The 14,628-nt window shown below is 62.2% G+C and carries 11 protein-coding genes and 1 riboswitch; of the genes, 8 read left to right on the top strand and 3 right to left on the bottom strand.

All coding sequences use genetic code 11. From position 1 onward, the window contains the following. Positions 1-79: 79 nt before the first annotated feature. Complete coding sequence (locus ACWF6P_RS13800; RefSeq protein WP_378636473.1) at positions 80-2,200, bottom strand: MMPL family transporter; 2,121 nt, start codon at positions 2,198-2,200, stop codon at positions 80-82. 69 nt (positions 2,201-2,269) lie between these two features. After that, positions 2,270-2,417, top strand: a riboswitch (cobalamin riboswitch). A gap of 116 nt (positions 2,418-2,533) precedes the next feature. Between ACWF6P_RS13800 and ACWF6P_RS13795 the strand changes: the two genes are divergently transcribed. The 4 genes from ACWF6P_RS13795 to ACWF6P_RS13780 are packed head-to-tail and all read left to right on the top strand — an operon-like array spanning position 2,534 to position 6,181. Beyond that, positions 2,534-3,529 carry an ABC transporter substrate-binding protein gene (locus ACWF6P_RS13795; RefSeq protein ID WP_452621435.1) on the top strand — a complete coding sequence of 332 codons (996 nt, stop codon included), beginning with the start codon at positions 2,534-2,536 and terminating at the stop codon, positions 3,527-3,529. Then, on the top strand, positions 3,526-4,566 hold the full coding sequence (locus tag ACWF6P_RS13790; protein WP_452621357.1) for a FecCD family ABC transporter permease: 1,041 nt from the start codon (positions 3,526-3,528) through the stop codon (positions 4,564-4,566). Before ACWF6P_RS13795 ends, ACWF6P_RS13790 begins: the two co-directional genes overlap by 4 nt. 50 nt (positions 4,567-4,616) lie before the next feature. Further along, positions 4,617-5,414: an ABC transporter ATP-binding protein gene (locus ACWF6P_RS13785; protein WP_452621356.1), complete on the top strand. Its 798-nt coding sequence runs from the start codon at positions 4,617-4,619 to the stop codon at positions 5,412-5,414. Further along, entirely contained in the window at positions 5,411-6,181 is a 771-nt protein-coding gene (locus ACWF6P_RS13780; RefSeq protein ID WP_452621355.1) for a (2Fe-2S)-binding protein, read from the top strand. The genes ACWF6P_RS13785 and ACWF6P_RS13780 overlap by 4 nt, the downstream gene beginning before the upstream one ends. A 37-nt stretch (positions 6,182-6,218) precedes the next feature. On the opposite strand, the gene phoA is transcribed toward ACWF6P_RS13780, so the two are convergent. Continuing rightward, the gene (gene phoA, locus ACWF6P_RS13775; protein ID WP_452621354.1) at positions 6,219-7,751 is read right to left on the bottom strand and encodes an alkaline phosphatase; all 1,533 of its coding nucleotides are present in this window, start codon (positions 7,749-7,751) and stop codon (positions 6,219-6,221) included. Positions 7,752-8,019: 268 nt separating this feature from the next. Between phoA and ACWF6P_RS13770 the strand changes: the two genes are divergently transcribed. From ACWF6P_RS13770 to ACWF6P_RS13755, 4 genes are all read left to right on the top strand, one after another. Continuing rightward, positions 8,020-11,307, top strand: a complete 3,288-nt coding sequence (locus ACWF6P_RS13770) for an error-prone DNA polymerase (RefSeq protein ID WP_452621353.1) — start codon at positions 8,020-8,022, stop codon at positions 11,305-11,307. A gap of 234 nt (positions 11,308-11,541) precedes the next feature. After that, positions 11,542-11,889: a hypothetical protein gene (locus ACWF6P_RS13765; protein WP_378545216.1), complete on the top strand. Its 348-nt coding sequence runs from the start codon at positions 11,542-11,544 to the stop codon at positions 11,887-11,889. A gap of 14 nt (positions 11,890-11,903) precedes the next feature. Next, a complete protein-coding gene (locus ACWF6P_RS13760) occupies positions 11,904-12,674 on the top strand; it encodes a glucose 1-dehydrogenase (RefSeq protein ID WP_452621352.1) in 771 nt (256 codons plus the stop codon). A gap of 55 nt (positions 12,675-12,729) precedes the next feature. After that, positions 12,730-13,737, top strand: coding sequence for a zinc-dependent alcohol dehydrogenase family protein (locus tag ACWF6P_RS13755; protein WP_452621351.1), 1,008 nt, complete (start codon positions 12,730-12,732; stop codon positions 13,735-13,737). Here ACWF6P_RS13755 and ACWF6P_RS13750 read toward each other — a convergent pair. Continuing rightward, on the bottom strand, positions 13,724-14,614 hold the full coding sequence (locus ACWF6P_RS13750) for a poly(ethylene terephthalate) hydrolase family protein (protein WP_452621350.1): 891 nt from the start codon (positions 14,612-14,614) through the stop codon (positions 13,724-13,726). The genes ACWF6P_RS13755 and ACWF6P_RS13750 overlap by 14 nt on opposite strands. Positions 14,615-14,628: the final 14 nt, after the last annotated feature.

The following is a 14,628-nucleotide window of genomic DNA, read 5'->3' as shown; positions in this document are numbered from 1 at the left end:
TTTAGACGATCGGGCAGTCATCCTCGAGGACGACTGCCCGATCAGGGAAATCCACTAGTGCGCGATCAGTGGCCAGAAATCAGTGGCCGATGCCGACCTTCGCGTGAACCTTTTTCATCCATGCGGGAGCCCACCAGTTCGCTTCGCCCATCAACTTCACGAGCGAGGGCACGAGCAACATGCGGATGATGGTCGCGTCGACGATCAGTGCGACGATCATGCCGACGCCGAGGAACTTCATCACCGACAGCCCGGACATCGCGAAGGCCCCGGTCACCACGATCAGGAGTAAGGCGGCAGCCGTCACGATGCGGCCGGTGCGCTCGGTTCCGAACTTGACCGCTTCCTCTGTCGTCGCACCCGCGTTCTTGGCCTCGACCATCCGGGACATCAGGAAAACCTCGTAGTCCGTGGACAATCCGAAGACCACCGCCAGGATGAGCACGACGAACGTCGCTTCCAGCGGAGTTTGACTGACCCCGAGGAGTTCGACGCCGTGTCCGTCCTGAAAGACGAAGGTGAGGACGCCGAAGGTGGTCGCGAGGCTCAGGGCTGCCATCAGCACCGCCTTGATGGGCAGGACCACCGACCCGAATGCAAGGAACAACAGAATCAGGGTGGATCCGACCATGATGAGGATCATCACCGGTAGCCAGTGCAGGACGGCGTTGTTGCCGTCGTCGACCATGGCTTGACCGCCGCCGACAAGCAGCACCGTTCCGTCCGGAGCGGAGATCGCTCGTAGATCCGTGACTGCGGCGCTCTGTGATTGGGGTGTAGAGCCCTCGCTGTACAGCGCCTGAACCGCGATGAGTTGATTGGTGCTCGCAACCACGGTTGCCTGACCGATGCCCTCGACCTGACCGGCGGACTCGGCGATCGCTGCACCTTCGGCCGGGGTGAGAGTGTTCCCGTCCTCGGCCTGCAGGATCATCGTCGCGCCGTTTCCGGTCTGCGGGAAGTCGTTGACCAATGTATCCATCGCGACGCGAGCGGGGTCGTTGTCCGGCAAGGCGGTGTACGAGAGCTCTCCCAGACGGGCGCCGAGCAGAGGCGAGGCCATCACGAGCAGCACGGCGACGATCGTCACCGAGACCGCCACCGGACGCTTCATCACCCACGTGACGACGCGGCCCCAGAACTTGCGCGAGCGTTCCTCGCCGCGTTGTGCCGCGTCCTTGCGCCACGTCAGGGCATTGATGCGGTGACCCAGAATGGCAAGCAGCGCAGGCACAGCAGTCAGCGACAGGACGGCCGCGCTCAGTACCGCAGCGATCGCGCCGAAGCCCAGAGACCGGATGACGGCCTGGGGGAAAACGAGCATGCCGCTGAACGCACAGATCAGCAGTAGACCCGAGAACATGACGGTGCGACCCGCCGTCAGAACTGTTCGCTGGGCAGCAGCTCCCGGATCCGAGCCTGAATTCAGTTCTTCACGGAACCGGCCGACCACGAAGAGTCCGTAGTCGATCGCCAGTCCCAACCCGAGAAGAGAAGCGACGTTGATCGAGAATGAGGACACATCGGTGATCAAGGTGAGGATCCGGAGAACCGCCAATGCGCTCAGGACGCTGAGTACGCCCACGAACACCGGAACCGCGGCAGCGACGACGCCGCCGAAGATGAAGACCAGCAGCACCAGAGTGATCGGAATGGCGATGGCCTCGGCAACAACCAGGTCTTTCTCGAGTTTGGTGTTGAATGCGACGCCGACGACGGTGTTGCCCGCGAATTGTGCCTCGGCGCCTTCGACTTCGAGCTTGGGCAAGAGATCGGCGAAAGTGGCCGGCGTGACTCCCGAGTCCGGTGCCAACGTGATCGCAACGGCGCCCATGGATCCGTCGTTCGAGAGCAGACTGGCCTTGGCCGCCGCGTCCGTTCCCCAATACGACTTCACCGACGCCGTCGGCACTTCCGTTTTGAACTGGTCGACCGCGGCCGTCACTGCCGGCCCGATGTCGTCCAGGGTCTTACCGCCCGTGGGCGAATAGATCGCGATGATGTCCGGGGTCTGTGGGCCGAGATTGTCTTCGATGATGTCGGCGACCTTCGCGGAGTCGCTGCCCGGATCGATGAATCCGCCCTGGCTGAGCTTGCCGAACACTCCGAGTCCCCACACCCCACTGATGAGAACTATCAGAACCGCGAGGCTCAGTACCCACCATTTCCGGGCAACGACGGTTTGGGCCCAGCGTGTCATGTATCAACTCCGGTGTGTGGGGGCGTCTGGCCAGATCGACTGTAGTGGGCGTTTGGTCTTGAATCGGAAACGTCATGCATACTGCTCGAAGCACTTGCAAGCCACGCGTGTGGGGGAAGCCGGTCCGAATCCGGCGCTGACCCGCAACGGTAGGTCGATTCTCGGTAGTCACCGAGCGTTGGCAAGCCCGATTACCCACCGCGCGGTGTGCGACATCCATTCGTCGTGGTCTACGAAAAGGAAGTCCAGCAGGAGCTCTGGCCGAGGATCAGCGTGCGGGCGGAGTTGTCTGTCGGATTCTCATTCGTGGCTCAGAGCCCTTACGAGGTCCCCGTGTCACTTCAGTTCTCCCCGTCCCGTGCCGCCGCCGTTCTTGTTGCGGTCGCCTTGGTTTCGGCAGGTTGTTCCAAAGGCGAAGCTGCTGGCGGTTCTTCAACCACCGAATCCTTTGCACAGCCAGTTTCCGTCACGAACTGCGATCGGGAGGTGACGTTCGATTCGCCACCGCAGCGGATCATCACGATGAACGATCACGTCACCGAAGTACTCATCGAGATGGGCGTCGGCGACCGTATCGTCGGGATGGGATATGGCGACAGCACGCCCACCCCGGAGACTGCCGAACAGTTCGCGAAAATCACCAACCTGGCCAAGGAATACCCGACAGCCGAGCAGATTCTCGACCTCGACCCCGATTTTGTCGTCGGCGGTATGAGCAGCGCGTTTCAGGAGAAAGAAGGGCGTTCGCGAGACCTGTTCGCCGAACGCGGAATCAACACGTTCCTCTTCTCCGAGTACTGCGGCCAAGGATTCCCGAACATCTCGATGCTGGAAAACGACTATGCGCAATTGGGGCGGATTCTCGGCGTCGAAGATCAAGCAGCCGAGGTGACTGATCAAGTAACGCAGGGGCTCGATGCGGTGAAGGCGGCAGTCGGAGATGCTCCGCCGGTGCCGACATTCTTCTATGACGGAGGGAAGGACGTTCCGACGACGATCGGCGGGGTGGGCGTCGGGCAACTCGTCGCTGGTTACGCGGGAGCGACGAACATCTACTCCGAGGGCGAGCGTCCGTATGTCAAGACCACGTGGGAGGTTGTGGGGGAGCGCGCGCCACAGGCGATCGTCGTCCTGGACTACGGATCTGAGAACGCCCAAGCGAAGATCGACTTCCTGAAGTCACATCCCGTCATGGTCACCACTCCCGCCGTCCAGCAGAATCGATTCGTCGTCATTCCTCTTGACGACTTTTTCGAGAGCCCGCGTCTGGTGCGTTCGGCCCAGACCATCGCGGCAGGCCTGCATCCGGGCGTAGTTCCGGCACAGTGACCAGGTCGCGTTCAAGCTATACAGCTTTGCTTGCTGTGCTCTGTGTCGCGCTTGCCGTCGTTATGGGGTTGGCCGTCTCCTTGGGATCGGTTCGCATTCCCGTCGGTGACGTCTGGGCGATAGTCGGAGCCCGTTTGGCTCCAGGGACTTTCGAGACATGGTGGACCGCGGCGCGGGAGTCGATCGTGATCGATTCTCGCCTACCGCGTGCCCTCACGGCTGCGGTGGTGGGTGCGTCCTTGGCGATGTCGGGTGCTGTTGCTCAGGCTGTCACCCGTAATCCGCTTGCCGATCCGTATCTGCTCGGAGTCTCGTCGGGCGCAGGATTCATGGTGGTTTTGGTTACGGTTCTGGGGATCGGAGCCGGAATGCTCGGCGTATTCACGATTCCTGTTGCCGCGTTCATCGGAGCGATGATTCCGTTGTTCCTGGCGTTGCTGATTGGTGGTAGATATCCGCAGCCGACTGCAATCATTCTTGTGGGTGTTGCGCTCGGACAGATATTTTCGGCATTGATCACTTTTTGTCTTTTGGTGATAGCGGACGAGCGTCACATCACAGGAGTTATGCACTGGCTCGCCGGTGGATTCGGTGATGCGCGGTGGTCGACGTTGATCTTCCCGACAATCACGCTGGTCGTCGTCGGTACCGCGCTCCTGTTCAGTTCGCGATGGATGGACGTGTTGCAGACCGGTGACGACGGGGCTGCTGCACTCGGTATGAACGTCAGACGGTTTCGTGTGTTGTCCTTGCTTGCGGTCTCCGTACTGGCCGGCGCAGCTGTCAGCGTTGCCGGCGGAATCGGTTTCATCGGTCTGCTGATCCCGCATCTGGCCGGTTTCATCGTCGGCACCAGAGCAATTCGACTGCTCCCTGCCGCAGCCTTGCTGGGCGCTGTCGCCATGGTTGCCGCAGATACCGCTGCGCGCTCGGTGGCGCAATCCACTGAAGTCCCGGTCGGGGTGATCACCGCCCTCGTCGGTGCGCCGATTTTCGTCTGGATGCTCTACCGGCAGTATCGGAGGCTCGAACAGTGACACAGGCCAGAGCAGTGACACAGGCCAGAACAGTGACACAGGCCAGAGCAGTGACACTCACGAAGGATGCCGAAGCTGCGCCACTGCTCGAACTCGTCGAGACCCGGGCGCGGCTCGGTAGTCGCGAAGTGTTGCGCGGCATCACTTTCGCAGTTGCGTCCGGTGAAATATTGGGCTTGGTCGGGCCGAACGGCAGTGGCAAGACGACGGCGCTGCGCTGCTGTTACAACGCCTTGACGCCAACAGGTGGCGCAGTTCTGATCGATCAGGCCGACTCGACGACGCTCTCGCGCAAGGACATCGCCAAAACCATCTCGGCGAGCGTCCAGGAACCTACTGTCTCGGCGGGTCTTTCGGTTCGTGAATCGATCGCACTCGGACGAACTCCGCACCGTAGCTGGTTGGACCGAAGCACGGAGCGGGATACCGCCATCGTGGACCGGTGCATCGAGCAGGTCGGTTTGGTCGAGCTTGCCGGACGAGACGTCTCGACCCTGTCGGGTGGTGAGCGGCAACGTGTCTCGATAGCTCGCGCGTTGGCTCAGGAGCCCAAGGTTCTGCTGTTGGACGAGCCGACCAATCATCTCGATCTTCGGCACCAGCTGATCGTGATGGAATTGCTGGCCGAGCTTGCTTCGGCGGGGCTCGCGGTTGTGGTCACGATGCACGATCTACGGTTGGCAGTCGAGTACTGCGACAACCTTGCTGTGCTCACCGATGGTGAACTCCGCGCGTGTGGGTCTACCGTCGAGGTGTTGGACGAGCCGTTGTTGGCCGAGGTTTTCGGTATCAGGGCGCGAGTCGAACGCGGAGTACGCCCGCGGATGGAGATATTGGGGCTGGCATGACGGAATCTATAGCCGGGGTCTACGCCCGTATGGCAGCAGCTGTGCCGTTCTTCGACGACCTGACTGCGTATCCGGATACGGTACCCGCGGTGTTGATGACCGACCCCCAGTGGTTGGCAGCTCGCGTCGCCGATACGGCCAGGCGATGGGGGAGTGCGGACAGTCGAGTCAACGGCACGTTGTGGTGGTACTCGGCCAGCTCAACGCTGGCAGGCATTCCGATCGGAACCGGAATGGCTACCGGGTTCGCGGCCGATCCGTCGCTGGATGGTGGACGGATCTTCCTGCGTGACAACGGCTATCTGGGTGGGTTTGCTGCCGGTTCGGTCATCCCGATCTCGCAGAGTGTGGCGGAGTTGGGTCGCGCGATGTTCGGCTCGCTCGGTCCCGTGATCGAGGTACTCGCCGACGTGTCCGGCGTTCGGCAGCAGGCGCTGTGGGCGATCGCGACGGACTCCATCGCCAATCGCAGCCTTGACGCGGCCGGTAGCGCGCGGGAGCGTGGAAGTGCATTTGCTGCCGGCCTGATCGATGTTCTCCGCGGTGAGAACCCGGGCATTCCGGCCCCGCGTTTCGTCGATGTCGACCGCAGTGAAAGTGTTGTGCGCGTTTCCAATCCATTGATGCCGGTGGCATTCGGGCGACGTAGATTCACGCAGCGGGCGTCGTGCTGCCTGATCTACGAGGTGCCCGGTGAAGGCAAGTGCACCAGTTGCCCGAAGCGCGCACCCGAAGATCGGGTGCGCGCCTTGGCAGCTCTGGTGTGACTGGACCCAGGAATTACCGGGTCGGGTGTTTCTCAGGTCAGTGCGCTGCGACCTTGGAACGGTCGAGACCCAGCGCGTCGGTCATCGTGAAGAACAGATCGGTTTGGTCCGTGAGGCCACTGACGTTGGCGGCGTGGGGGCCGAAAGCTGCTACGCGCAACTGAGTTCCGGTATGTCCTTCGGACTCGACGGCCGGATCCTCGGACGTTCCGTAGCTGATCGTCATCTCCGAGCCGTCCTTGGTGGTCAGCTTGCGGGTCAGGCCGGGGTAGACGATTTCCTGGGCGCGCTCAACCGGGATGTTCTGGTCCTTGGCGATGGTGGCGATGTCGTCGGCGCTGACATTGGTGACGATCTGACTGGTGTGAGCGTGGTCGGCCGTGACGATGACCAGGGTTTCTCCGTCGGTCTTCGCGAATTCGAGTGCCTTCTGCACAGCTTCGTCGAGGTCGACGGTTTCACCGATCTGACCGCACGCGTTGGCTGCGTGATCCTGCTTGTCGATCGAGGCACCTTCGACCTGGAGGAAGAAACCGTTGTCGTTGACCTTCAGCAGATCGATGGCCTTCTGAGTCATGTCCGCGAGCTTGGGTACGTCGGAGGTTCGCTTGGGGTTGTCGACGCAGGTTTCGGCGGGCTGCAGGTAACCGTCACGGGTGGCGACGGATCCTTCCCAGCGGACGGGCATGTTGCCCTCGGCGAACAGGCCGAGCACGGGCGCATCCTGATCGGCCTTGCCGACCTCGTTCATCTCGGCGGCGTTCTTCACCAGCTGGTAGCCGCGAGCCGCAGCCTGCTCGTTGAGTGTCTTGCCCTGCCAGTCACCGGCTTTCGCAGTCTCGGCGAAGGACTTGGCACCACCGGCGAAGGTGACGTCGGCGCGGGTGTCGAGGAGCTGTTCGCTGATCGATCCCTTGCCGCCGTTCTCGAGGGCGTTCTCCGGGCAGGACTTGGACGTCGTCTCCGGCCCGTAGCACTTGCGGCCACTGACGTGCGCGACCTGCACTGCGGGGGTGGCGTCCTGCACCTCGGCGGTGGAGACGTTGCCGGTGGCCTTGCCGTTCGCCTTGGCGATCTCGAGGACGGTCGACTGGGCCTGACCCTTGATGTCGACGGAAATCGCGCCGTTGTAGGTCTTGGTGCCGGTGGACCACGCCGATCCGCTGGCGGCGGAGTCGGTGACGTAGTCGGGCTTGCCGTCCTTGGTCAGTGCGTAGTGCGTGTACTGGCCGGTGATCGGCAGGGCGTCGAGACCGGGGAAGCTGCCGGCAGCACCCTCGGCGTAGTTGCGTGCGGCGGTGATCTCCGAGTCGCCCATGCCGTCGCCGATCAAGAGAATGACGTTCTTCGCGCCGGAAGCGTTGACGGCGTCGCGCACTGCGGCCGACTGATTACCGTCGATACGACGAGCACCACCGTTCGAGGACAGTTCGCCGGTCGCGGCTCGATCGACGGTCGTTCCGTTCGAGCGTGTTGCCTCGTCGGCACTGCTGCTGCAGCCGGCAGCGGCCAGAACGGCGACGGCGCCGGCGACGGCCGTCAACCTACGTGTGTTGCGCGAGAACGACATACGAGTAGTACTCCTGGAAACAGTGTGGATGGAGATGATGAACGCCGCTAATGATCTGGGTCCAAAGTGAACGGAGTGCAGACATGCGTACATCTGAATGTGACGAGACGGTGAGGGTTGAGGTTCGCTCTGTTGACTGCGAGTGAGTGACCTGTCAGACTGAAACTGCATCGAACATCAGTTCGATGCATGTGGTGCGTCTTCCCTTTCGGCATCCTCGAGCAGTCGGTCGTCCGTGACGGCCGGCTCGATCAGGTGCGAGGTCAGTGTGGGTTGGGGAAATGGGCCGCCGACGTGGTCCGAGATGGAACGGGTGCTTTCAGGGCGGCCCGGCCGCGTGGAACACGAGGATTTGTTCCCCGGCGATGGAAGCGACAGCCCCGCCTGGTCGCGAAAGCGCGGCGAGTACCACGCTGGCGAGCTCACCCGTGGCACCGGCGTGGTTCCTTACGCAGAGTTGCATGCTCACTCGGCCTTCAGTTTTCTCGACGGCGCATCGTCGCCGGAAGAGCTGGTCGAAGAAGCAGTGCGTCTCGGGCTCGAAGCTATCGCCGTCACCGACCACGACGGGTTCTACGGCGTGGTGAGGTTTGCGGAAGCCGCACGTGAATGGGGAATGCGCACCGTGTTCGGGGCCGAGTTGTCTCTGGATTCGGTACCCAGAACCGGGACGGCTGATCCCGGTGGAACGCACCTCCTGGTACTTGCCCGTGGGCAGGAAGGGTATCGCCGTCTCTCGCGGGAGATCGCCGCCGCGCATTTGGCCGGCGGTGAGAAGGGCAAACTGCAGTACAACTACGACGTGCTGACCGAAGCGGCCGGTGGGCACTGGCAGATCCTGACCGGGTGCCGCAAAGGTCATGTGCGGCAGGCCTTGACGTCGGGTGGTCGCGAAGCTGCGGCGGAGGCCTTGCAGGATCTGGTCGAGCGTTTCGGGGCGGAGCGAGTGTCGGTGGAGCTCACCCATCACGGGCTGGCGGAGGACGACGAGCGCAATGCAGTTCTGGCCGAACTGGCGAGAGAGCGTGGATTACGCACGGTGGCGACCACCGCCGCGCACTTCGCCGCTCCGCCGCGTCGACGCCTTGCCATGGCGATGGCAGCTGTGCGATCGCGTCAAAGTTTGGACGAGGCGGCCGGATGGCTGGCCCCTACCGGCGGAGCGCACCTGCGGTCCGGCGCGGAGATGGCGACACTGTTCTCGCTCTATCCCGAGGCCGTCAGTGGTGCCGCCGATCTGGGACGTGAGTGCGCTTTCGATCTCAAGCTCATCGCACCCAAATTGCCGCCGTTCGACGTTCCCGCGGGGCATACCGAGGCGTCGTGGTTACGTGAGCTCACCATGGTGGGAGCCATGGAACGCTACGGTCCACCGGAAAGTGCACCGAAGGCATACAAACAGCTCGAACACGAGCTTGCCATCATCGCGGGATTGAATTTTCCCGGATACTTCCTGGTGGTGCATGACATCGTCTCGTTCTGCAAGAACAACGACATCCTCTGTCAGGGAAGAGGTTCCGCCGCGAACTCGGCGGTGTGTTATGCGATCGGCATCACCAATGTCGATCCGGTTCGCAACAAATTGCTGTTCGAGAGGTTTCTTGCGCCCGAACGTGACGGCCCGCCCGACATCGACGTGGACATCGAGTCCGACCGCCGGGAAGAGGCTATCCAGCACGTGTACGCGAAGTACGGGCGTACGTATGCCGCGCAGGTCGCCAATGTCATCACCTATCGAGGAAAGTCGTCGGTGCGGGACATGGCTCGGGCACTTGGCTTTTCGCAGGGCCAGCAAGATGCGTGGAGTAAGCAGGTCGGCCGGTGGGGTGGTATCGACAAGAACGCGGATACCGATATTCCGCGTCCGGTACTCGAACTGGCGGCGCAGATCGAAGGCTATCCGCGGCACCTGGGCATCCACTCAGGCGGCATGGTCATCTGTGATCGTCCCATCGCCGACGTCTGCCCGGTGGAGTGGGCGCGGATGGCCAATCGCAGTGTCCTGCAATGGGACAAGGACGATTGTGCTGCCGCTGGGCTGGTCAAGTTCGATCTGCTCGGTCTCGGCATGCTCTCCGCTTTGCACTACATGATGGATCTGGTGGCCGAACACAAAGGCATCACAGTCGATCTGGCGCAACTCGATCTGTCGGAAACAGCGGTGTACGAGATGCTGCAGCGGGCAGATTCGGTGGGGGTGTTCCAAGTGGAATCACGTGCGCAGATGGCGACACTGCCGCGTCTGAAGCCTCGAAACTTCTACGACCTGGTGGTCGAAGTCGCGCTCATCCGTCCGGGGCCGATTCAAGGCGGATCAGTGCATCCGTACATTCGTCGGCGCAACAAACTCGAACCTGTGTCCTACGAACATCCTTCGCTCGAGAAGGCACTCGAACGCACGCTGGGAGTTCCGCTGTTCCAAGAACAGTTGATGCAGATGGCCGTCGACGTTGCGGGTTTCACACCGTCCGAGGCCGACCAATTGCGTCGGGCAATGGGATCGAAACGCTCGACCGAGAAGATGGAGCAACTGCGGGCGAGGCTGTACCAGGGCATGCGAGACCTACACGGTATCGGTGACGAGGTTGCCGACCGGATCTACGAAAAGCTGTATGCGTTTGCCAATTTCGGTTTCCCGGAAAGCCATTCACAAAGTTTTGCCGCGCTGGTCTTCTACTCCTCGTGGTTCAAACTCCATCACCCCGCTGCGTTCTGCGCTGGGCTTCTGCGCGCGCAGCCCATGGGTTTCTACTCACCGCAGTCCCTGGTTGCCGATGCGCGCAGGCACGGAGTGCAGGTACACGGTGCCGATCTCAACGTCAGCCTCGCGCACGCCACTGTCGAAGCAGGTGGATTCGAGGTTCGGCTGGGATTAGGGGAAGTGCGCAACATCGGCGATGCACTGGCCGAGAAGATCGTCGAACAGCGCGACCTCGGTGGACCGTTCACGTCGTTTCTCGATCTGACCGGGCGGGTGGAACTGACTACCGCACAAGCTGAATCGCTGGCGACCGCCGGGGCGCTGGCCAGCTTCGGTATCTCGCGTAGAGAAGCGCTGTGGGCAGCGGGCGCTGCTGCGGGGGAGCGTCCCGACCGCTTGCCCGGTATCGGTGCATCGGTCACAGCTCCCACTCTGCCCGGCATGAGCGACGTCGAACTGGCGGCAGCGGATGTCTGGGCGACAGGAGTATCTCCCGATACCTACCCGACACAATTCCTTCGCCCACAGCTAGACGCGCTCGGCGTGGTGCCGGCGTCGAGACTTCTCGACATCCCGGACGGTGACCGTGTGCTGGTGGGGGGAGCGGTCACACACCGGCAGCGTCCGGCAACAGCTGCTGGCGTCACGTTCATCAACCTCGAGGACGAAACCGGCATGGTCAACGTCGTGTGTTCGGTGGGGTTGTGGGCAAAGTACCGAAAACTGGCAAATACGGCGCCGGCGTTGCTTATTCGAGGAAAGGTGCAAAATGCAGAAGGCGCTGTCACCGTCGTGGCAGACCGGATGCAGCTGATGGATCTGCGAGTCACGGCCAAATCGCGAGACTTCCGTTAACGCCTGATTCTGGCCACCGTGTTAGTGCCGAGAGACAGTTTTGTGCCGAGGGGACAAATGTCGAGCGCAACTCTGACCCCCGAGCATATGGCGCGGGTCACATTTACTCCCTAGGGTTGTCGCTTGAGCGCGATCGATTCACCACACGCAGCCAGGGCCGGTTGCCTTGCAGGTGAATATCGTCGCCTTCCAAACACGCTGAACCCAAAGCACTTCGAATCGAACAGGAACTCCATGAGCACAGCGATCCTCGTCGCACACGTACACCCCACCGATCCGTCTTCGGAGGAAGCATTCAACCGCTGGTACGACGACGTGCATATTCCGCAGGTCGTCGAACGAGTGCCCGGGGTTGTCTCCGCCTCCAGATTCTCTCTCGCGGATGTGCAGTTGCTGCCCGAGGAGGCCTTGCCCGCTCGCCGCTACCTGAGCATCTATCAGCTCGACACGGAAGATCTCGCAGGGACTGCCCAGGCATTGGGAAGTGCTTTGGGCGACGGAACTCTCGACATGTCCGAGGCCATCGCGACCACCGGTGACACCGGACCCGAATTGCTCTTCTACGTCCCGACCGAGAACTGAAGGAAGCAGCCGACATGTCAGATCTACTCGCGAACAAAGTCGCGATCGTCACCGGAGCAGGCGCAGGCATCGGTGCGGCCATTGCCCGGGCATTCGGGGCGGAGGGTGCACGCGTCGTAGTCTCCGACATCAACGGTGACGCAGCACAGACCGTGGCGGACTCGATCGAGGGCGCCATCGCGGTCACCACGGACGTCACCGACGAACAGCAGGTCAAAGATCTTGTCGCCAGAGCGGTCGAAGAGTTCGGCGGACTGAACGTCGTAGTGCCCAACGCCGGCATCGCCACCACGACTCCACTGATCGAGACCTCGTTCGAGGACTGGCGGAAAGTCATGTCCGTCAACCTCGACGGAGTGTTCTTGACCGTCCGCCATTCGTTGCCCGCGCTCGTCGCATCCGGTGGCGGTTCGATCGTGAACATTTCGTCGATCTCGTCGACCACCGGCTCGCCTTTGATCGGCAGCTATGCCGCAGCCAAGGCTGCGGTTCGCAATCTCACCGAAACCCTCTCGGCCGAACTTCGCTTCCATGGAATCCGCGCAAACGCGTTGCTGCCCGGATTCATCGATACCGACCTGGTCAAGAGTCACCAGCAAGACTTCGAGAACGCCCTCGGCCTCGAGTCCGGGGGATTCGACGACTTGATGGTCACTAAGCAGACACGCTACGGGCGGACCGAGGAAGTGGCCGCCGCAGCAGTGTTCTTTGCGAGCGACCAGTCGTCGTGGTGCAACGGCAGCAGTCTGGTTCTCGACGGAGGGTTTACCGCCTCCCTCCTCTGAGTCGCAGCACCATTCCGAACATCACCCGATCATCATTCGTGCGAGGATCCACACCATGACCAACCGCGCCGTGTACGTACTTCCGCCTGGAGGATTGAACAACCTCGAATCGAGGACGATCGAGACCCCCGGGCCGGGTGTGGGTGAGGTGACGATCGCGATCCACGCGAATTCGCTCAATCACCATGACTACCTCGTAGCGACCGGCGAGATAGCGACCGACGGTCCGCGGATCTTGTTGTCCGATGCTGCCGGGGAGGTCGTTGCCGTCGGAGACGGCGTAACGCAGTTCGCTGTCGGGGACCGCGTGATGAGCACTTACCTACCGCATTGGCGCAGCGGTGCACCGGATTTCGACGGATTCGGAAATTCACCCGGTGACGGTGTCGACGGGTTCGCCCGTGACACCGTCACCGTGCCGGTATCGGCCGTGACGGCGATGCCGCGAAACTACACCTACGAGGAAGCCGCGACCCTGCCTACCGCGGGATTGTCTGCGTGGCGTGCACTGTTCGCGGGCGTCCCGATCATCCCCGGTTCGTCGGTGTTGATCCCTGGGACCAGCACGGTAGCGCTGTTTGCCGTCCAGCTGGCCAAAGCTGTTGGAGCTCGGGTGATCGCAACGTCGTCGGCCCCCGACAAGATGGCACGATTGGTCGAGCTCGGTGCCGATCACGTGGTCAACTACCGTGAGCGCCCGGACTGGGGAACGGAAGCGATGCGGCTCAGCGGCGGGATCGACCTCGTCCTCGACGTCGGCGGGCCGTCCACCCTCGGCCAATCTCTGGCGGCAGTCCGACCAGGCGGGCGGATCTGCGCGCTTGGCATCATGAACGGCCCCTCGTCGTCGATCGACCTGACTTCGCTACTGACCAAACAGGTCACCATCGAAGGCGTCCTGGTGGGCAGTCGTGCCCACCAGGAGGAGATGGTCGCCGGGTTGGAGAGCCTCGCGCTTCGTCCCGTCATCGATTCTTCCTACAGCCTCGACCGCCTCGCTGACGCATTCGAGCAACAGAAATCAGGGCAGGCCTACGGCAAGATCGTCATCACAAACCCTTGACGGCTTGCCGGTCCCAGTGGGGATCGGTGAGAATTTCCGCCGAGTCGCCGACAAAGGCTGGTGCAGCAGTCTGGTCGCCGCTCAGGGTGAACCTCAGCCACGCGGTGAGGTAGCCACGAAATCCTTCACCGTCTGCGGCCCAATTGTGGCTGACTCCAAGCAGTCTGCCGCGGACCGCCGGCCCAGTGGTTTTGTCGAAGTACTCAGCTTGCGGATCGGCGGTGGAGACCGGGTCGTCGGCGCCGGTCATGAAGAACGTCGGTCCGGTCAACTGGGCCACGTCGATCACGTCGACAGGTCGCGAGGCCCACCACGGGTCAGGCAAATCGAGTACCGCCGTGGCGGTGATCAGATTCGCGGACTGGGTTGCCGCGTTGATCGCGCCACCGGCGCCCTGGGAGTGTCCGACCGAGGCAATGTTGTCGGTGTCGATCCGCTGGTGAAAAATGCTCTCAGCGTTGGTGTTCTGATCGACGACGTACTGGGCAGCCCCCAAGATCTCCGTCCCGTCGCCGGTGACGCTGCTGTCGGCCACCACAACGACAAAACCCCAAGAAGCGAGATGCTGCAGGAGCGCTTCGTACTCCTCGTAAGTCGCATAGCTGCCGTTGCCGAAGGTGACGACGGGATGCCGTTCCTCGACTGTGGCGATATCGGTGGGATAGAAGAGCTGATACCCCGTCACCGATTCCTCGGTGACCTCGTGGGAACCCGGATTCGCGAATATCTCACTGACCGACTGCTGTACGACGGCCTCGGTCGTGGACACGTCGGAAGTTGTCGGAACCCCCGCGGTGGCATGAGTGACGGCACCCGAGAGCGCCAGTACACACGATGCAGTCACGACGGCGATCGAGTATGTGGTTCGAGAAGGCATGGGCACAAGTATGT

This window comes from Rhodococcus sp. NPDC055024 (assembly GCF_053608585.1).
The sequence above is the reverse complement of the archived record's forward strand: the minus strand, read 5'-3'. Positions and strand labels throughout refer to the sequence as shown.

Bases quoted from the DNA above. Each gene is read 5' to 3' on its own strand.
- ACWF6P_RS13755 (WP_452621351.1), top strand. From the start codon at position 12,730: ATGACCAACCGCGCCGTGTACGTACTTCCGCCTGGAGGATTGAACAAC.
- ACWF6P_RS13765 (WP_378545216.1), top strand. From the start codon at position 11,542: ATGAGCACAGCGATCCTCGTCGCACACGTACACCCCACCGATCCGTCT.
- phoA (WP_452621354.1), bottom strand. From the start codon at position 7,751: ATGTCGTTCTCGCGCAACACACGTAGGTTGACGGCCGTCGCCGGCGCC.
- ACWF6P_RS13800 (WP_378636473.1), bottom strand. From the start codon at position 2,200: ATGACACGCTGGGCCCAAACCGTCGTTGCCCGGAAATGGTGGGTACTG.
- ACWF6P_RS13760 (WP_452621352.1), top strand. From the start codon at position 11,904: ATGTCAGATCTACTCGCGAACAAAGTCGCGATCGTCACCGGAGCAGGC.
- ACWF6P_RS13780 (WP_452621355.1), top strand. From the start codon at position 5,411: ATGACGGAATCTATAGCCGGGGTCTACGCCCGTATGGCAGCAGCTGTG.
- ACWF6P_RS13750 (WP_452621350.1), bottom strand. From the start codon at position 14,614: ATGCCTTCTCGAACCACATACTCGATCGCCGTCGTGACTGCATCGTGT.